Annotated in this window: 14 protein-coding genes; 6 read left to right on the forward strand and 8 right to left on the reverse strand. The window is 68.4% G+C overall.

The annotated features are described in order from the left end of the window. The first annotated feature begins 137 nt into the window (after nt 1–137). Nucleotides 138–2,756 (forward strand): carbohydrate-binding protein, encoded by a 2,619-nt coding sequence (locus tag M2317_RS08075; RefSeq protein WP_429459023.1) that lies wholly within the window; start codon nt 138–140, stop codon nt 2,754–2,756. A 62-nt stretch (nt 2,757–2,818) separates the two neighbouring features. On the opposite strand, the gene M2317_RS08080 is transcribed toward M2317_RS08075, so the two are convergent. From M2317_RS08080 to M2317_RS08090, 3 genes are read right to left on the reverse strand one after another with little or no spacing between them, the layout of a single operon-like run. Further along, on the reverse strand, nt 2,819–4,168 hold the full coding sequence (locus M2317_RS08080) for an ABC transporter substrate-binding protein (protein ID WP_429459026.1): 1,350 nt from the start codon (nt 4,166–4,168) through the stop codon (nt 2,819–2,821). Between the two features lie 20 nt (nt 4,169–4,188). After that, nucleotides 4,189–5,106 (reverse strand): carbohydrate ABC transporter permease, encoded by a 918-nt coding sequence (locus tag M2317_RS08085; protein ID WP_429459028.1) that lies wholly within the window; start codon nt 5,104–5,106, stop codon nt 4,189–4,191. 16 nt (nt 5,107–5,122) lie between these two features. Continuing rightward, entirely contained in the window at nt 5,123–6,058 is a 936-nt protein-coding gene (locus tag M2317_RS08090; RefSeq protein WP_429459030.1) for a carbohydrate ABC transporter permease, read from the reverse strand. A 144-nt stretch (nt 6,059–6,202) separates the two neighbouring features. Here M2317_RS08090 and M2317_RS08095 point away from each other — a divergent pair, with 144 nt between their 5' ends. Beyond that, nucleotides 6,203–7,462 (forward strand): Gfo/Idh/MocA family protein, encoded by a 1,260-nt coding sequence (locus M2317_RS08095; protein ID WP_429459031.1) that lies wholly within the window; start codon nt 6,203–6,205, stop codon nt 7,460–7,462. Nucleotides 7,463–7,471: 9 nt separating this feature from the next. Beyond that, nucleotides 7,472–8,476: a LacI family DNA-binding transcriptional regulator gene (locus tag M2317_RS08100; protein ID WP_429459033.1), complete on the forward strand. Its 1,005-nt coding sequence runs from the start codon at nt 7,472–7,474 to the stop codon at nt 8,474–8,476. A 32-nt stretch (nt 8,477–8,508) separates the two neighbouring features. Here M2317_RS08100 and M2317_RS08105 read toward each other — a convergent pair whose 3' ends face one another. From M2317_RS08105 to M2317_RS08125, 5 genes are all read right to left on the reverse strand, one after another. Next, nucleotides 8,509–9,936, reverse strand: coding sequence for a CCA tRNA nucleotidyltransferase (locus tag M2317_RS08105; RefSeq protein WP_429459557.1), 1,428 nt, complete (start codon nt 9,934–9,936; stop codon nt 8,509–8,511). A gap of 142 nt (nt 9,937–10,078) precedes the next feature. Next, nucleotides 10,079–10,393, reverse strand: coding sequence for a hypothetical protein (locus M2317_RS08110; RefSeq protein WP_429459035.1), 315 nt, complete (start codon nt 10,391–10,393; stop codon nt 10,079–10,081). A gap of 21 nt (nt 10,394–10,414) precedes the next feature. After that, on the reverse strand, nt 10,415–10,858 hold the full coding sequence (locus M2317_RS08115; RefSeq protein WP_429459036.1) for an N-acetyltransferase family protein: 444 nt from the start codon (nt 10,856–10,858) through the stop codon (nt 10,415–10,417). A gap of 31 nt (nt 10,859–10,889) precedes the next feature. Beyond that, complete coding sequence (locus M2317_RS08120; protein WP_429459037.1) at nt 10,890–11,945, reverse strand: LLM class flavin-dependent oxidoreductase; 1,056 nt, start codon at nt 11,943–11,945, stop codon at nt 10,890–10,892. A gap of 147 nt (nt 11,946–12,092) precedes the next feature. Then, the gene (locus tag M2317_RS08125) at nt 12,093–13,607 is read right to left on the reverse strand and encodes a DUF7059 domain-containing protein (RefSeq protein WP_429459039.1); all 1,515 of its coding nucleotides are present in this window, start codon (nt 13,605–13,607) and stop codon (nt 12,093–12,095) included. 96 nt (nt 13,608–13,703) lie between these two features. On the opposite strand from M2317_RS08125, the gene M2317_RS08130 reads away from it, so the two are divergent. The 3 genes from M2317_RS08130 to trxB all read left to right on the forward strand — a co-directional run bounded on the left by M2317_RS08130 (nt 13,704) and on the right by trxB (nt 18,655). Next, the gene (locus tag M2317_RS08130) at nt 13,704–15,836 is read left to right on the forward strand and encodes a DUF6049 family protein (protein WP_429459041.1); all 2,133 of its coding nucleotides are present in this window, start codon (nt 13,704–13,706) and stop codon (nt 15,834–15,836) included. Continuing rightward, nucleotides 15,833–17,449, forward strand: coding sequence for a murein biosynthesis integral membrane protein MurJ (murJ, locus tag M2317_RS08135; RefSeq protein WP_429459043.1), 1,617 nt, complete (start codon nt 15,833–15,835; stop codon nt 17,447–17,449). Before M2317_RS08130 ends, murJ begins: the two co-directional genes overlap by 4 nt. Nucleotides 17,450–17,680: 231 nt before the next feature. After that, entirely contained in the window at nt 17,681–18,655 is a 975-nt protein-coding gene (gene trxB / locus M2317_RS08140) for a thioredoxin-disulfide reductase (RefSeq protein ID WP_429459044.1), read from the forward strand. Nucleotides 18,656–18,693: the final 38 nt, after the last annotated feature.

Consider the following 18,693-nt stretch of genomic DNA (forward strand, 5'->3'; position numbering starts at 1 on the left):
TATGCCCCCAGTGTAGGGCTGTCGCAGCCGCGGGCAACACGTTCTCTCGCTTCGTGCTCTCGACATCTTCGAAGCGCTTCGATATTCTCACGAACGGTCGAAGAAGACCGTCCACGAACACGACAGGAGTGTTTCCCGTGAGATTCAGACGTTCCGCGCTCGCGATGGCCGTCACCGCCGGCTGTCTCGTACCGCTCGCGATCGCCGCCCCCGCGGCGCAGGCCGAGGCACCGGATGCCGCGGCATCCGACTACAGCTGGTCGAATGCCGCCATCAGCGGCGGTGGCTATGTACCGGGCATCATCTACAGCCGGACCGAACCGGGGCTGGTCTACGCCCGCACGGACATCGGCGGCGCGTACCGGCTCGATCGCGAGACCGACACCTGGGTGCCGCTGCTCGATCACGTCGGATGGGACGACTGGAACCGCCTCGGCGTCCTCAGTCTCGCCACCGACCCGGCCGAGCCGAACCGCGTGTATGTCGCAACAGGCATGTACACGAACGACTGGGATCCGAACAACGGCGCGATTCTCAGGTCCGACGACTACGGCGACACCTGGGAGACGACGCCACTGCCGTTCAAGGTCGGTGGGAACATGCCCGGCCGCGGCATCGGCGAGCGTCTGCAGGTCGACCCGAGCGACAACGACGTGCTCTATTACGGGGCCGAACAGGGCCAGGGACTCTGGCGGTCGACGGATGCCGGGGCGAGCTTCGAGAAGGTCGACGCGTTCCCCAATCCCGGCGATTTCGTCCCGGAGCCCGGCTCGGACAACTCGTATCTCACCTCGAACCTCGGTGTGCTGTGGACCGCGTTCGACACGGCATCCACCGCCGACGGCGAGCCGACCGCCACCCTCTTCACGGCCGTGGCCGACACCGACGACATCCTGTACCGCTCGGATGACGCGGGCGCCACCTGGCAACCCGTCGACGGCGCACCCACCGGGTTCCTGCCGCACCACGGCGTGATCGATGAGGCGAGCCGGTCGCTGTACATCACCACCAGCAACACGTCAGGACCGTACGACGGATCGGACGGCGAGGTGTGGCGCTACGGCCTCGACGACGGCTCGTGGACGAACATCACGCCGACGCAGCGTCCTGTCGGCGGCGACTTCGGCTTCGGCGGACTGACGATCGACCGAAACGACCCGGACACGATCATGGTCGCCACGCAGATCCAGTGGTGGCCGGACATCCTGATCTTCCGCTCCACCGACCGGGGAGCGACCTGGTCGCCGATCTGGGACTACGAGTACGGCGACGACGGCTCGGCGACCATGGCCCGCCGCTACGAGCAGTCCATCGACGGGGTCCCCTGGCTGTCGTTCGGCAAGGATGTCGGCGAGCCTGTCGCATGGGCTGAGCCGACGCCGAAGCTCGGGTGGATGACGTCCGCACTCGAGATCGATCCGTTCGACTCGGACGAGCTGATGTACGGCACGGGGGCGACGATCTACCGGACTGAGGATCTCACGGCATGGGATGAGCCCGACGGCGTGATCCATATCACTCCAGAGGCATATGGCATCGAGGAGACCGCCATTCAGGAGCTCGTCGCCCCCGCGGGCGAGGTCGATCTGGTGTCGGCGATGCTCGATCTCGGCGGGTTCGTGCATTCCGATATCGCGACGGTGCCGCAGAGCTTCCGCGATCCGTACTTCGGCGGCGGCACGAGCGTCGACGTCGCAGCGCGCGCCTCGAACGTCGTCGTACGGGCGGGCACGGATGGCAGCGGCGCGCACGTCGTCGCGGCTTCGAGCGACAGCGGCTCGACGTGGACGACCTCTCCGGCCGCCGACGGCGCGAGCGGACCGGGTACGGTCACCGTGAACGCCGACGGCTCGGCGATCGTCTGGGCGCCGGCCGGCGCCGCGGTGCGCGTCTCGGCCGACGGCGGGGCGACGTGGACGGAATCGAACGGCCTTGCGGCCGGCGCGCGCGTGGAGAGCGATCGAGTCTCCCCTGAGCGCGTGTACGGCTTCGCCGGCGGGGTCTTCTACCGGTCGGAGGATGCCGGCCTCAGCTTCCAGGCGGTGAGCGAGGGCACGCTTCCGGCCGAGGGCCCGGCGCGCTTCCAGGCGATGCCCGGCGCGATCGGCGATGTGTGGCTGGCCGGTGGTGAGGACGACGGCGCCTACGGGCTGTGGCGATCTCGGGACGGCGGGACCACGTGGACCGCAGTGCCGGGCTTCGACGAGGCGGACACGATCGGATTCGGCAAGGCGGCGCCGGGCGCGACCGCACCTGCGATCTACACCGCCGCGTCGCGCGACGGTCAGCGCGGCGTGTATCGCTCGATCGACGGCGGTGCGAGCTGGCAGCGCATCAACGACGACGCGCACGAATGGGGCTGGATCGGCGCCGACATCACCGGCGACCCCGACGAGTTCGGTCGGGTGTACATCGCGACGAACGGCCGGGGCATCGTCGTCGGCGACGACGACGACGCAACCCCCGCAGCCTGGTCGACGCGGACGACGTACGACGAAGGGGATGCCGTGGCCTTCGACGGATCCGTCTGGGTCGCGTCGTGGTGGACGCGCGGTGAGGAACCGGGCTCCAAGCGCAACGGCGCCTGGCAGGAGATCGCCGCGACCGGCGACGGCATCGCGATCTGGACGGCGAGCCGCGTCTTCGACACCGGGGACATCGTCGGCGTCGACGACGGCCTCTGGCGCGCGAAGTGGTGGACCCGCGGCGAAGAACCCGGGTCGAAGCGCAACGGCGCCTGGGAGCAGATCGAGTAGCCCCGGCATCCGCACCCCGAGGCCTGCGGTTCGCGGGGATCCGCAGGCCTCGGGGTCAAGCGTCAATCGCCCGCTGCATCCTCTCCGGCATCCTCGAACAGCCTGTTCACCTGGGTGTTGGCGTCCGTCAGGGAGCCGACGTCCGCCTGTCCGGTGAGAATTGAGTCCATGGCGGGCTTCATGATCCCGTCGATCTGTGCGGCGTTGGCGGTGATCGGGAACAAGAACGTCGTCCCGTCCGTCACGTGCTCCGTGAAGGCCGAGACATCGAGTCCGCGCTCATCGTAGGCGGCGACGGCGCGTTCGGCCGACGAGAGGATGGCGGGGAACACGACGCCCTGGTCTCCGATGACGTCCTGGCAGGCCGGCGAGCCGAGGTACTCGACCCACCTCTTCGACCCCTCCAGATTGTCCGTGCCGACCCAGATCGAGTCGGCGAGGCCGTTGAACATCGATGCGCGCTCGCCCTCGGGCCCTGTCGGCGTCGGCGCGACGCCGAGGTCGATGCCGTCGTAGCTCGCGTACTGACCGATCATCCACGAGCCGTGGGAGTTGATCGCCGCGCGTCCGGCTCCGAAGTTGTCGGGCATCGATGCGCCGATCGTCGTCTCGAGACGAGGCATGTAGCCCTTGTCGATGAGACCGGCCCACCAGGCGATCGCGCTCTGGAAGCGCTCGTCGTCGTAGTTGTAGTGATCGCCCCAGGGGTTCTCGTTCGTGTGCGTCCACCCAGTCGTGCCGGTGAACCAGCTCCACTCGGCCTGGCCCATCCCTGACCCGGAGTTCGCCAGACCCATGCCGTACACCTCGACGTCGTTCTTGTCGAAGCCCTCCTCATCGCCGCGGACACCCGCGGAATCGATGGTGAGGCGGGCGATGACGTCCTCGAGGGTTCCGCCGTCGTCGGCGTTCCAGGTCAGCTCGACCATCTCGTCCTCGCTGATGCCGGCATCCGCGAGCATGTCGCGGTTGTAGAACAGCGCGATCGTGTCCCAATCCTTCGGAACCCCGTACCGCTTCCCGTCCTCCCCGACCCACAGGTCGGCGAGTCCATCCGCATACCGGTCGAAGTCGACTTCCGTGTCGTCGAGCGGCACGAGCTGCTCGAACCGCAGGTAGTCCGGATACTTCGACAGGTGATTCGTGAAGACATCCGGCGCGTTCTCGGCGACCATGCCGTTGGTGAGCTTGCCCCAGTAGTCGTCCCACCCGAGCTGCGTGACCTTCACGGTGAGGTCGGGGTTCGCGGCGTTGAAGTCCACGGCGCACTGCCGGTAGCCGGGCAGCTGATTCGCGTCCCACAACCAGTAGTCGATGGTGTTCGGGTCGTCCCCGGCGGCGCATCCGCCGAGGGCGGCGACCGACAGCACGGTGACAGTGCCGGCGACTGCCTTGGTGAACGTGCGATTCATGATCCGTCGTCCCTTCATGATCACTTCAGTCCGCTGAAGCCGATGGAGTTGACGATCCGTTTGCCGAAGACGGCGAACAGGATCAGCACCGGAACGGCCGAGACGAGCGTCGCGGCCATCAGGCCCGACCAGTCCGGCGCACCCTGCGGCGACTGGGATTTGAACGTGCCGAGCCCGACTGTGAGCACGCGGGTGCTCTCGTCCGACACGAGCAGCGGCCAGAAGTACTCGTTCCACTGCCCCATGAACGTCAGCAGCGCGAGCGTCGCGAGCGGTGCTGCGGCATTGGGCAGCACGACCTGCATGAAGATGCGCCACTGCGACGCGCCGTCGATCATCGCCGCCTCTTCGACCTCGCGCGACATGTTCAGGAAGAACTGCCGCATGAAGAAGATGGCGAACGGCGTCATGAAGATGTACGGCAGGATCATGCCGAACATCGTCCCGAGCAGCCCGAGGTTCTTGATCAGCAGGAAGTTCGGCAGCGCGGTGAAGATCGGCGGCACCAGCACGGTCGCGAGGAACAGCCCGAACACCAGGTCGCGGTGCTTCCAGCGCAGCCGCGCGAACGCGTACGCCGCCATCGAACTGAAGAACACCGCACCGGCGGTGGTCAGCGTGGCGAAGATCGTGGAGTTCAACAAGTACTGCCAGAAGTTGATCTCCGCCCCCGAACCGCCCTGTGCGAGCGCCTCTTCGGTGGACTGCAGCCCGAATACGCGGGCGAAGGCGCCGAGGTTGAAGTCGACGGGGAGCAGACTCGACGAGTTGGCCGCGAGGCCGCTGTTCATCGAGAGCGAGGTGCGCAGCACCCAGTAGAACGGCAGGATGCTGATCGCGATCGCGATGCCCAAGCAGATCCAGCCGAAGACAGCGCCCCAGGTCACGCGCCGGCGGATGCGGCGCCCCTGGGTGACGATGGTCGTGGTCGTAGTCATGGCCTCTTCCTTTCGCTTACGCCAGGTCGGATTCGTTGCCGCGGAGGAGTTTCATCTGCACGAAGGCGACGATGCCCAGGATGATGAACAGGATCATCGCCAGAGCGGATGCGTAGCCGAACTCGAGCTGCGTGAACGCTTTCTGGAAGATGTAGTACTGGATCACCCGGCTCGCGTTGACCGGCCCGCCCTGCGTGGTGACGGCGACGGTGTCGAAGACCTGGAAGGATCCGGTCACCGTGAGCACGAGCACCAGCGCGATCACCGGCCGCAGCAGCGGCAGAGTGATGCGCCCGAACGTCTGGAACGGGTTCGCGCCGTCCAGCTTCGCGGCTTCGTAGACCGTGCCTGGGATCGCCTGAAGCCCCGCGAAGAGCAGCAGTGCCGTGTAGCCCATGTGCCGCCAGGTGTTGATCAGTGCCTGCGTCGGGATCGCCCACTCGGCGCTGCCGAAGAACGCGACCCGGGGCAGGCCCAGCCACTCGATGATGTTGTTCACGATGCCGAGCTGGTAGTCCAGCATCCAGAACCACAGCAGCGCGGCGATGACGTTCGCCATGAGATACGGCATCAGCAGCATCCCTCGCACCGCCGTCGAGCGGGCGACATGCTGCATGAGAAGTGCCAGCCCGAGGGCGATGGCGGTCTGCAGCACGATGTTGATGACGACGTACTGCACCGTGACACCGAGGGCGTTCCAGAACAGCGGGTCCTGGGAGAGGCGTTCGTAGTTCGCCGTGCCGACCCAGGTCGGTTCGTCCAGAACGCTGTACTCGGTGAAGCTGAGGTACAGGCCCCGGATGGTCGGAACGAAGTAGAACAGGATCAGACCGATCAGCGCCGGGGCGATGAAAAGCAGGGCGGTCTTGAGGTCACTGCGCGTTCTTCGCGTTCTCGCTCCCCCGTCACGCGCCGCTCCGCGACGCCCGAGGACGATCGTGCTCGTTGTCATCTTCATACTCCGTCGTTATGCGATGATCAGGTTGCCCGTGAAGTTACACGAGTCACTGGATCGACGCAAGCGTTGTCTCACAACTGTTTTTCCGGCGAACAGAATGTGTTGACTCGTGTAACCGGACGTGGCAGACTCTCGCGCATGACACACCAGACCTTCTCCCTCGGCATCGTCGGCGCAGGGCAGTTCGCGGGCCAGTTCGCGAAGCTCTTCAACGCCCATCCCTTCGTCTCGTCGGTCGTCGTGACCGATGTGCTACCCGAACGCGCGACGGAGCTCGCGGAACGCGAGCACCTCGCCGGCACCGTCCCGAGCTTCGACGATCTGCTCGCCTCCGACGTCGACGCCGTCGCGATCTTCACGCAGCGCTGGACCCACGGCCCGCTCGTCGTGCGCGCGCTGCGCGCAGGCAAGCACGTCTACTCCGCCGTCCCGATGGCGATCAGCGAGGACGAGATCGCGGCGATCATCGAGGCCGTCCGCGAAACGGGGCTCACCTACATGATGGGCGAGACCAGCTACTACAACCCGGCGACCGTGTACGCCAGGGGCCGCAAGGCCGAGGGCGCGTTCGGCCGCATCTTCTATGCCGAGGGCGACTACGTCCACGACATGGACCTCGGCTTCTACGCCGCGTACCAGTACAGCGGCGGCGAGGAGTGGAAGAGCACGGCCAGCTATCCGCCCATGCTCTACCCGACCCACTCGGTCGGCGGCGTGATCGGGGCCATCGGCTCGCACGCCGTGAGCGTGAGCTGCATCGGCGTGCGCGACGACCGCGGCGACGGCGTGTTCGACCGCGAGGTCAGCATGTTCGACAACGACTTCTCGAACGCCACCGCCCTGTTCGAGCTCGACGGCGGCGGCAGCATGCGCATCAACGAATTCCGTCGCGTCGGCTACCCCTCTCACCTGCGCGAGTCGCGGTTCCGCTACTTCGGCACCGAGGGCAGCTTCGAGCAGCTCGTCGCGAACGCCGTCTGGCAGGACAAGTCCGGCTACGAGGACGTCTCGGAGCTCCTCGAGACCAAGCCGTCGATGTCCGCCGACGACCCGTCGCTCGCCGGTGTCGACCCGGCGCTGCGCGACGCTTTCATCTCGGGGCTCGCCCCTGTGCACGACGCGTCACGCCTGCCCGAGTCGCTCAAGCGTCTGCCGAGCGGTCACGAAGGCAGCCACCACTTCCTCGTGGACGACTTCGCCACGGCGGTCGCGACGCGCACGCTGCCGCCGGTGAACGCGTGGGAGGCCGCTCGCTACACACTGCCCGGCATCATCGCCCACCGCTCCGCCCTCCGCGGCGGCGAGCGGCTGTCCATCCCGGACTTCGGCGATGCTCCGGAGCAGCTCGGTGCTCCGGACGACCTCGACGGACAGATGGCCGAGGCCGCCCGCGACTAGGATGGCGCCGTGTCCCGCTCCTCTTCCTCCTCTCCGAGCAGGGCCACCCGAAACGACGTCGCGAAGCTCGCCGGGGTGAGCCCCGCAGTGGTCAGCTACGTCGTCAACGGGACCAAGCGCGTCGGTCCGGACACGGAGGAGCGGGTACGGGATGCCGTGGCGAAACTCGGGTATCGGGCGAACCCGTCCGCCCGAGCACTGCGCCTCGGCTCGACCGAGATGCTCGGCATCGTCACGCCGACCACCACCAATCCGTACTTCGCGCAGCTCGCGCACGAGGTCGAGGCGGCGGCGGCCAAACGCGGGTACATGGTCATCACCTCCAGCTCCGACTCCTCCATCGCCACGGAGCGCGTCCAGTTGGAGCAGCTGGCCGGGCGGCTCGTCGACGGCATCTTCCTGTGCAGCACGGTGTTCGAACCCGATCTGCGCAATCTCGACATCGCCGGCATCCCGATCGTCCTGCTGAACAACAGCGCGGGTGTGCCGACGCGCGACTCGGTGGGCGTCGACCTGCTACACGGCGCCCACCTCGCGGTCGAGCACCTCGCCGAGCACGGCTACGACGACATCGGCATCGTCATCGGCGGCACGACCGGCGACGAGGAGGACGGCCGCGAGACCGGCTGGCGCGAGAGTCTGGAGCGTCTCGGCCTGACACCCGGTCCGATCGCGCGCGGCTCGTTCACCCCGGACGGCGGATACGAGGCGATGCGCCGGCTGATCCGATCGGATGCCGTGCCACGGGCGCTCTTCGTCAGCTCCGACCAGATGGGTCGAGGTGTCCTCAAGGCAGCGCACGAGGCCGGGTTGCGCATCCCGGAGGACGTCGCGATCGTCTCGTTCGACGGTTCGCTCGACGCCGCCTACAGCTGGCCCACCCTGACGACCGTCGCGCAGCCGTTGGCCGAGATGGCCGAGGCGGCGGTCGAGGCGCTGCTGGGCCCGCCGCACGAGCGCGTGCACATGGTCGTCGAGGCGCACCTCGTCATCGGCCGCTCCTGCGGCTGCTGACGGCGCACCCTTTTCGACCGGCCATGGTCGGCTCAGCCGCGGTTCGCCCACCAGTCGCGCAGGCGCTGCTCCGCGGCATCCGGACCGATGACGCCCTCGTCCAGGCGGACTTCGAGCAGGAAACGGTACGCCTCGCCGACCTCCCGGCCGGGCGCGATGCCCAGGATCTCCTGGATCCGGTTGCCGTCGAGCTCCGGGCGGATGGCGTCCAGCTCCTCTTGCTCGCGCAGGGCTGCGATTCGGGACTCGATGTCGTCGTACGCGTGCGCGAGGAGCGCGGCCTTGCGGCGATTGCGCGTCGTGACGTCGGCGCGCGTGAGGATGTGCAGGCGGTCGAGCAGGTCGCCGGCGTCGCGCACGTACCGGCGCACGGCGCTGTCGGTCCAGGTCCCCTCGGCGTACCCGAAGAAGCGCAGGTGCAGCTCGATGAGTCGTGCCACGGCATCCGTCGTCCCGCCGTCGAAGCGCAACGACTGCAGGCGCTTGCGCGCCATGCGGGAGCCGACCACGTCGTGGTGGTGGAACGTGACCGCGCCGCCGGACTCGAGCTTGCGGGTGCGCGGCTTGCCGATGTCGTGCAGGAGGGCCGCGATGCGCAGCGCCACATCCGGCTCGGCACCCGGATTCCTGGCGTGCTCGAGTTGGATCGCCTGCTGCAGCACGGTCAGCGAGTGCTCGTAGACGTCCTTGTGGTGATGGTGCTCGTCGACCTCGAGACGCAGGGCGCTCACCTCGGGGAGGAACTCCTCGATGAGGCCGGTGTCCACCAGGACCCGGATGCCGCGCACGGGGTCGTCGGTCTGCATGAGGCGGATCAGTTCGCCCTGGATGCGCTCAGGGCTCACGATCTTCAGCGTCTCGCGGAGGTCGGCGATGGCATCCTGCGTCGCGTCGTCGATCGCGAAGCCCAGCTGCGCGCTGAATCGCGCTGCCCGCAGCATCCGGAGCGGGTCGTCGCCGAAGCTCACGGTCGGGTCCATAGGGGTGCGCAGGATGCCGGCGACGAGGTCCTCCACACCGCCGGTCGGATCGACGAGCTTGACCGCTGGCACCTGCAGCGCCATGGCGTTGACAGTGAAGTCGCGGCGAACGAGGTCGCCGTCGATCGTGTCGCCGAACTCGACGGTCGGCTTGCGGGTGACCCCGTCATAGCTGTCGGCACGGTAGGTCGTGATCTCGACCTGCTCACCCTGCACGCGGGCGCCGATCGTGCCGAAGGCGCGTCCGATGTCCCAGTGCGCAGTCGCGATGGGCTTCACGATCGCGAGGATCTCGTCGGGTGATGCGTTCGTCGTGAAGTCGAGGTCGTGGGTGGGCCGTCCGAGCAGCGCGTCGCGCACCGGACCGCCGACGACGGCGAGCTCGAAGCCCTGCGCGGCGAAGGCATCGGCCAGGGTGCGGACGACGGGGTCGGCGGCGAGCGCGCCGAGTCGAGCGAGGCCATCGGCCATGTTGAGCATGATCTCCAGGGTACCGGGCGCCTCTCCGGTCGTCGGAACAGGCGGCCGGCTGTCGAGACCCCATCCTGCCTGCGAGAGCCCGCCCTGTTCGCGCGAGTACCGAGAGGCCACGCCGACGAGGGGAGGTGTCGACGAGTCGGACTCAGCCCGCGTTGTTCGGGTCTCCTGGTGCGGGTCCCCGCGGCACGCCGAGGTCGCGCAGCTCCTGCGTGTTCCTACGCATCATCGACAGCAGCGAGGATGACAGGACGATGCCGCCCAGGATCGCGATGGCCACGAGGACCCAGATGCCGATCTCGGGCTCGACGACCTCGAACCCGTAGACGAGAACGACCGCGAGGAGCAGTGCTGCGCCCTCGATGAGCGCGAACCACAAGAAGAATCGCGACTGCTGCTTCCGCTGCTCGCCGCGCGCGGCCAGCACCCGAGGATCGTCCCACCCACCGTCGAAGGTCATGCCGTCAGAGTAGCGCCCGGGTCAGGGCATCCGGATCTGGTAGTGGATGAAGCCGCTGCGGTCGGCGACCCGGTCGTAGAGACGGCGGGCAGTCTCGTTGCTCTCGGCCGTCAGCCAGTAGACCTTGGCGCAGCCGTTGCGCTCGGCCCACGCCCTGACGTGCTCGATGAGCGCCTCGCCGGCTCCTGCGCCGCGGGCATCCGGCGAGACGAAGAGGTCTTCGAGGTAGCAGTAGTCGGACGTCGTCCACGTCGCCGGATGCGTCAGCCAGTGCACGATCCCGACGGCGCGGCCTTCGCCGTCGCGGGCGATGGCGCCGTGCAGCTCGGCATCCGTGGTCAGCCGGTCGAAGGTCGCGTCCGTCGTCGCCTGATCGAGCTCGGACTCGTAGAACGTCAGGTAGCCGTTCCACAGCGCGAGCCACTCGGCGCGGTCCTGCGGCTGAAGCGGGGTGATCTCGAGCATCCGCCCAGGTTATCGCTGGGTCGGGCAGGGGTCAGATCGGGTCGCCCTGCACCGGACCCTCGGTATTCGGCTTCCATCCGAGCGCCGGGGCGACGTGCTCGGCGAACGCCTGCAGGACATGCAGGTTGTAGTCCGGACCGAGCTGGTTCGGGATCGTGAGCATGAGGGTGTCCGCGGCCATCACTGCCTCGTCCTGCTTGAGCTGCGAGATCAGCACGTCCGGTTCGGCGGCGTATGTCTTGCCGAACGTCGAGCGCATCCCGTCGATGATGCCGATCTGGTCGTCGCCATCCTCGCTGCGCAGTCCGAAGTACGCCCGGTCCATGTCGCTGACCAGCGGGAAGACGCTGCGGCTCACCGACACCCGAGGAGCGCCGGTGTGACCGGCATCCTTGTAGGCGGCGCGGAAGAGATCGATCTGCTCGCGCTGCAGCTCGTGGAACGGCTGCCCCGTGGCCTCGGTGAGCAGGGTCGAGCTCATCATGTTGAGTCCCTTGCGCCCGGTGTCCTCCGCGGTCGCTCGCGACCCGGCTCCCCACCAGATGTGATCGCGCAGGGTCGGCGAGTGCGGTTCGACGTGCAGGTACTGTCCCGGTCCGACCATGCGCGGGTCGCCGGGGGCGATCCGCTCGCCGTCGACCGCCCGCAGGAACAGGTCGAACTTCTCCCGTGCCAGGATGCTGCCGCGCTCCGGGTCCTCGCCATCGACGTATCCGAAGGTCTCGTAGCCGCGCAGCGCGGTCTCGGGTGAACCGCGGCTCACACCGAGCGCGATGCGTCCGTCGGCGATGAAATCCAGGGCGGCGGCCTCCTCGGCGAACTGGAACGGGTTCTCGTAGCGCATGTCGATGACGCCGGTGCCGACCTCGATGCGCTTCGTGCGGGCGGCCATCGCGCTCAGCAGCGGCATGGGGGACGCGGCCTGCCGCGCCCAGTGGTGCACACGCACGTAGGCGCCGTTCACGCCGATCTCGTCAGCGCCCTCGGCGATCTCGATCGTCTGGCGCAGCATGTCGCCGGCCGTGCGCGTCGACGAACCGGGGACGTCGGCGTAGTGACCGAACGAAAGGAATCCGAAAGCCTTCATGATTCATTCGAACGCATGAACCGTGGCCAGTATTCCTGTGGGCGCCCGGTACACCTGCACGACTCGGGCACGCCTGCACGACCGATTCGGCGAATTCGTCGTGCAACTGTGCCCAGCCGACCGTGCCGGCGCCCGCGCCGGAGCAGGTCACGGCGCCGACGTCAGGAACCCGTCCAGGATCAACTGCCGGATGCGCGGCTCGAGGTCCGCCCAGAGGTCGGGCAGCGGCACCTCGAACAGATCGGCCAGCGCTGCGGCGATCTGAGCGACCGTGAGGTCGCCGTCGCACGCTCCGACGAAGGCCGCGAGCGCGGGGTCGACCGCGATCGTCCGGCCGAATCCGCCGCCCTGGCGCAGCTCGATGACGCTGGGGTCGTCGTTGCCGGGCAGGAGATGGCGCGCTTCCGTGACGTCGCCGGCGACGAACAGGGTCTGCGGGATGCCGTGGGCGAGCGCATCGTGCGCGACGAGGCCGGCCTGCAGCGCCCTGCCTGTCTGCGAGATCGGCTGCGCGACATGCTCGAAGCGGCGGAGCGCCTCGACATCAGGCGAACCGCGGCGGATCAGCACGTACCCGAACCCGATCGCCGTCACTTCGCGCGCAGCGAAGTCGTCCAGCCAGGCGTCGAGCAGCGGAGTGAATCCGGCATCCCTCGGCGTCGTCCCGCCATCACGGATCCACAGTTCGGCATAGGCGAGCGGCGAGAGCTCCTCGCGCTCGATGACCCAGGCGTCGAGCTCCGAAGGAATCCACGAACGCAGCCGATCGAGCCCTGCGGAACCGTCGCGAGACTCCCAGTTGCCGAGCAGCTGGGCGACACCGCCGGGGGTCAGGTGATCGGGAACCGTCCGCAGGAACTGCTCCACCAGGGCGTCGCCGATCAGCCCGCCGTCGCGGTACTCGTACTCCGGCACGCTGTCGACGCGGGGCGTGATGACGAAAGGAGGGTTCGAGACGACGAGATCGAATGCCTCGTCGGCGACGGGCTCGAACATGCTCCCGAGGCGGAACTCGATGTTGGAGACCCCGTTCAGCAGTGCGTTCAGGCGGCCGAACGCGAGCGCGCGCTCCGAGATGTCGGTCGCCACCACGGTCCCGGCGTGCCGCGAGACCAGCAGCGCCTGGATGCCGCAGCCCGTGCCGAGATCGAGCGCACGGCTCACCGGCTGAGGGATGACGAGCTCGGCGAGCGTCCGAGAGGCGCCTCCGACGCCGAGAACGTGGTCGGCCGGCAGCGCGGATCCCAACGCCACCTCGTCGAGGTCGCTCGCGATCCACCACTCCCCGATGCCGTCCGCATCGACGAACGACTGCGGACGCACGAGCGCGGTCGGCCGGATGACCGAGCCGTCGTCGCGCGCCAGGCCCAGAGCCACGAGTCCCGCGACACCGGTCCGCGGCAGAGCGTCCGCCACGGCATCCTCCGGCTGCGGGATGCCGAGCACGAGGAGCCGACCGAGGGTGGCCAGCGGTGAGGCATCCCCCTCGATGGCGCGGAGGATCGGCGTGCGCAGGCCACGGGCGAGCGCGTCGTCGTACTCCTCTCCCCACAGTCGCCGCAGCGGTTCCGAACGGAAGTCGGCGGCATCGAGATCGGTGGCGAGAGCCGAGGCGAGCAGGGGATCCGGGGTGATGGCGGGGGTGTCGGACACGGCCGTCACTCTACGCGCCTTCAGGCTTCGGATCGGCGCCACGCCTAGAATCACAGGGTCCGCACTCACGAACCGCTCGCCGTGTTCGAGGAAGACCCCGAAACCGTGATCATCCCCCGTACAGCTCCGCGCGCGCGCCGGCATCTCCTCGCCCGCGTCCTCGCTGTGCTCGTCGTCACCATGATGGCGGCGATCCTCGGCATTCTCGGCGGCGCCGCTCCGGCCATGGCCGAGCCGACTGACGAGCCCACCACCGACGGCACCGTGTCGCTGTCGCTGTCGCTCGGCGTGCACGGCGCGATTCCTGTCGGTTCGCCGATCTCGGGCACCGTCGCAGTCGTGAACGACACCGGTCAGGAGCTCGCCCCGGCCCGCGTCGCACTCGAGCTGGGCCCTGTTCCGCTCGCGGATTCCGCAGCCGTGACGGCATGGCTCGGCTCCGGCGCCGGAGGCGGCACCCTGACCTCGCTGTTCTCCGCGCCGACGACGGCTGTCGGCGGGGATGCGAACCTCGAGACGCCGATCCTGGCCAGTTCCGATCTGGTGCAGCAACTGGCTCCGGGCGTATATCCCGTGAACGCCTCGCTGTCCGGTGCGACCACGAGCGACGGGACCTCGTGGGATGCCACGGTGCGCTCCGTCCTCACCGTGCGCCCGGCAGCGGCCGCACAGGTGACCGTCATGGTCCCGATCACGGCCACCCCGGCATCCGGGACCCTGCTCAGCGCCGACGAGCTGTCGTCGCTGACGGCGGCCGACGGTGCGCTCACCGCCCAGCTCGACGCCGTGACCGGCACGATGGCGGTGCTCGCCGTCGACCCGGCCATCGCCGCCGCCATCCGGGTGCTCGGCGATGCTGCGCCGGCCTCGGCCGTGTCCTGGCTGGAGCGGCTCGAGGCGCTGGCGAACGAGACGTTCGCCCTGCAGTTCGGCGATGCCGACGTGGCCACACAGTCCCACGCCGGACTCGCCACCGCGCTCGCACCGACCACCCTCGAGCCGTTCATGAGTGCTGCGGATTTCCCTGAGGACGACGCGGCGACGCCGTCACCCACACCGTCGCCGTCCGCCAGCACCCCGACGACCTTGCCCGACATCGCCGAGCTCACTGCGCTCCGGGGTGAGATCGACGGCATCCTGTGGCCGCGCGGAGACGTCACCGCCGATGATCTCGCCGCCTTCGACACCTACGTCGGCTCACCGGCGACGACGATCCTGCCGTCCACCTCGGTCTCCGAAACGGATGCCGCCGGCAACGCCCGTGCGGGCGCATCCGCCGTCCTCGTGCACGACGCCGCGATCTCGGCCCTGATGTCCGCTGCGGCGGCCGAACCGGATGACGATCTCCGCGAAGCCCTGCTGGCCCAGGCGAACGCCGAGCTGGCATTCGCCGGGTCGCCGGCCTCCGGCATCCTCATCGGACTGGAGCGCGACGAGCAGCGGGCCGCCGCGGCGCTGCGCGATGTCGTCCTCGCGACCGGAACGGCTCCGCTGCGCACGCTGCAGGCAGCGGCGCCGACGACCGCGACGCCCACAGCAGAACCGGATGCGACGCGAGCCGCGAACCTGACGACCCTCCTCACCGATGAGGACGCTCTCGAAGCCTTCGGGACGATCCTCGAAGACCCGCAGGTGCTGCTCGCGCCGGAGCGGATCCGCATCCTGCGCCTGCTCGGCGTCGGACTGAGCGATGCGCAGTTCGAGACCGGATTCGTCGAGCACCGGGCGGCGACCGTGACGACCCTCGACTCGGTGGCCATCCAGGATCCCGCGCCGATCCAGCTCATCAGTGCGAACGTCGACCTGCCGGTCTGGATCCGCAACGATCTGCCCTGGCCGGTGAAGCTCAATCTCGAGGTGCGACCGTCCGATCCACGCGTCGTGATCGACCCGTACACGTCGGTCGAGGCGACGGCGCAGAGCAACACGCGAGTGTTGATCCCCGTTCAGTCGCGCGTCGCCAGCGGCGAGCTGCAGGTGCGCTTCACGCTCTCGAGTCCGAGCGGCGTGCCGATCGGCGACTCGAAGTCGGCCGATGTCACGGTGCGGGCCGAGTGGGAGAACATCGGTCTCGGCATCCTGGGCTCCGTGATCGTGCTGCTGCTGGTCTTCGGCGTCGTCCGCACCGTCCGCCGACGCCGGCGCGAACGGGCCGTGGTCGGTACGGATGGCGGCGACGGGGATGCCGAGTCGACTGCTACCCCGGACGGCACCGCCCCCGACGAAGGAGTTCGATGACCAGCCTCGGCCGCGCCAGCGCACTGCTCGGCGCAGGGACCCTCGTCTCCCGTCTGACCGGGTTGCTGCGCACGATCGTGCTCGTGGGCGTGATCGGCTCGAACGCGTCGGCCGCCGCCGACGCGTTCTCGGTCGCGAACCAACTACCCAACAGCGTCTTCAACCTCATCTCGGTCGGCGTGCTCACGGCCGTGATCGTGCCGCAGATCGTCCGGGCGAGTCGCGACGCCGACGGCGGCAACGCCTTCATCTCGAAGCTGTTCACCCTCGGAACCGTCGTCCTGGTCGCCGCCACCGCCGTGGCGATGATCGCCGCCCCCTGGCTGGTGGGCCTCCAGTTGAAGGCGGAGAACGTCGAGCAGCTCGCTCTGGCCACCGCTTTCGCCTACTGGTGCCTCCCGCAGATCCTGTTCTACGGCCTGTACGCGCTCGTCGGCGAGACGCTGAACGCCAAGCGCATCTTCGGCCCTTTCACCTGGGCGCCGATCGCGAACAACCTCATCTCGATCGCCGGGTTCCTCATCATCGGCGCCGTCTTCGGCAACGACCTCGTGAACATCGCGGACTGGACGCCCGACATGGTCGCGTGGCTGGGCGGGACGGCGACCGCCGGAATCGCCGTGCAGGCCGGCATCCTGCTGGTGTTCTGGCGCAAGACCGGACTCGCGCTCAAGGTCGACTTCCGCTGGCGCGGCGTCGGACTCGGCAACGTCGGCCGGGTCGCGGGCTGGACACTGCTCATGGCCCTGTCGAGCATGGCGGCCGGTTTCTATCAGAACTGGGTGGCGAACGAAGCCTCCGGCGAAGGCGCGGCCGTGACGGTGATGAACAACGCCTGGCTGATCTTCATGCTCCCGTACTCGATCATCGTGCACTCGATCGGCACCCCCTACTTCACGCAGCTGTCCGAGCACGCCGCGGCCGGTCGAGACGACGATGTGCGCGGCGACATCTCCCGCAGCATCCGGACCCTCGGTTTCTTCCTGATGGGCGCGCTGGCAGCGGTGGTCGCCGCGGCCGTTCCGGCCTCGCGCGTGTTCACCAACTCCTCGTCGGATGCCGTGGACGCCGCCGTCGTGCTCGTCTGCTATCTCGTGGGCCTGCTGCCACTCGCGGTGCTTTTCATCGTGCAGCGCACGTTCTACGCGTACGGAGACACGCGCACGCCGTTCTTCTTCACGCTGTTCCAGTGCGCGCTCGTGGCCATCACGGCGACGATCGCGTGGGGGCTGTCCGCGTCCGGTGCGCTGCCGATCACCCTGCTCGCGGCCGCCGTCGCGCTCGGCCAGTCGCTCGCCGGCACCGTGCAGACGATCGTCGCGACGGTGCTGCTGCGTCGCAGGCTCGGCTCGCTCGAGACCGGACGATGGATGCTGTCGCTCGGCCGATTCGCCCTCGCGGCGATTCCCGCCGCGGCAGCCGGCTGGGGCGTGTTCCTGCTGCTCGGGGGCGTCGACGGCTGGACCACCGCCGACAAGATCCTCGGCGTCCTGGGCGCCGGGGTGATCGCGGTCGCGGCCGCGGTCGTATACGTGGTGTTCCTATGGGTGCTGCGCGCGCCGGAGCTGCAGGTCGCCAGGAGCATCGTGAAGCGGATCCTTCCAGGGCGCTGATTCAGCCCGCACGGCGTTCCGGTCGCAGTTACTGTCGTTATCCTGCGGTGTCGCGCGTTCCGGTCGCAGTTGCTGTCGCTCTCGCCGAATCGAAGCGGCACGAACTGCGACAGGAAGGCGCACCCAGAACATCAGAACGACACGAACTGCGACCGGAACGATGCGTCGCGCATGCCGCGGGGGAATGCCCCACGGCTACCATGGGTTGAAGCAGTGGAACGAGGAGAGCACATGCGTCAGGTCATCATCATCGGCTCCGGCCCCGCCGGGTTCACGGCCGCCATCTACGCGGCGCGCGCGAACCTCGAGCCGCTGCTCATCGCGAGCTCGGTCGAGGTCGGCGGTGAGCTGATGAACACCACCGAGGTGGAGAACTTCCCGGGCTTCCCGGATGGCATCCAGGGCCCAGAGCTCATGGCCAAGCTGCAGCAGCAGGCCGAGAAGTTCGGCACGGAGGTCGTTTACGACGACGTCACGTCGCTCGAGCTGGACGGCGAGGTCAAGAAGGTCGTTCTCGGATCCGGCGCGACGCACGAGGCACGCACGGTGATCTACGCGACCGGATCCGCCTACCGCAAGCTCGGTGTGCAGGGCGAGGAGCGCCTCTCCGGGTACGGCGTCTCGTGGTGCGCGACGTGCGACGGCTTCTTCTTCCGCGAGAAGACGATCGCGGTCGTCGGCGGCGGCGACTCGGCGATGGAGGAGGCGACCTTCCTCACGCGCTTCGCCGAGAAGGTCTACATCATCCACCGCAAGGACAGCCTGCGCGCCTCGAAGATCATGCAGGAGCGCGCGTTCGCCAACGAGAAGATCGAGTTCATCTGGAACAGCGAAGTCGCCGAGATCCTGGGCGACTCGGCCGTCGCGGGCGTGCAGTTGCGTTCCACGACGGACGGCTCGCTGCGCGACCTGCCGCTGGACGGCCTGTTCGTCGCGATCGGCAACGACCCGCGCACGCACCTCGTGCACGGCAAGCTCGACCTCACGGCCGAAGGCACCATCTGGGTCGACGGCCGCACCTCCGTGACATCCAAGCCGGGCGTCTTCGCCGCCGGCGACGTCATCGACCCGCACTACCGTCAGGCCATCACGGCGGCCGGTTCCGGTACGGTCGCGGCTCTGGATGCTGAGCACTTCCTCGCGGATTTTGAGGATGCTTCCGTCGAAGTCCCGGCTGCGGAAGCCGCCGAGGTCATCGTCGGCTAGGGAACACTTTCCACCCGCCTGCTGTTGGTGCAGGTGAG

It is taken from the genome of Microbacterium sp. ZKA21, assembly GCF_050434165.1.
Taxonomy (GTDB): domain Bacteria; phylum Actinomycetota; class Actinomycetes; order Actinomycetales; family Microbacteriaceae; genus Microbacterium.

Bases quoted from the DNA above. Each gene is read 5' to 3' on its own strand.
- M2317_RS08080 (WP_429459026.1), bottom strand. From the start codon at position 4,168: ATGAATCGCACGTTCACCAAGGCAGTCGCCGGCACTGTCACCGTGCTG.
- M2317_RS08085 (WP_429459028.1), bottom strand. From the start codon at position 5,106: ATGACTACGACCACGACCATCGTCACCCAGGGGCGCCGCATCCGCCGG.
- M2317_RS08090 (WP_429459030.1), bottom strand. From the start codon at position 6,058: ATGACAACGAGCACGATCGTCCTCGGGCGTCGCGGAGCGGCGCGTGAC.
- M2317_RS08095 (WP_429459031.1), top strand. From the start codon at position 6,203: ATGACACACCAGACCTTCTCCCTCGGCATCGTCGGCGCAGGGCAGTTC.
- M2317_RS08105 (WP_429459557.1), bottom strand. From the start codon at position 9,936: ATGCTCAACATGGCCGATGGCCTCGCTCGACTCGGCGCGCTCGCCGCC.
- M2317_RS08110 (WP_429459035.1), bottom strand. From the start codon at position 10,393: ATGACCTTCGACGGTGGGTGGGACGATCCTCGGGTGCTGGCCGCGCGC.
- M2317_RS08115 (WP_429459036.1), bottom strand. From the start codon at position 10,858: ATGCTCGAGATCACCCCGCTTCAGCCGCAGGACCGCGCCGAGTGGCTC.
- M2317_RS08120 (WP_429459037.1), bottom strand. From the start codon at position 11,945: ATGAAGGCTTTCGGATTCCTTTCGTTCGGTCACTACGCCGACGTCCCC.
- murJ (WP_429459043.1), top strand. From the start codon at position 15,833: ATGACCAGCCTCGGCCGCGCCAGCGCACTGCTCGGCGCAGGGACCCTC.
- trxB (WP_429459044.1), top strand. From the start codon at position 17,681: ATGCGTCAGGTCATCATCATCGGCTCCGGCCCCGCCGGGTTCACGGCC.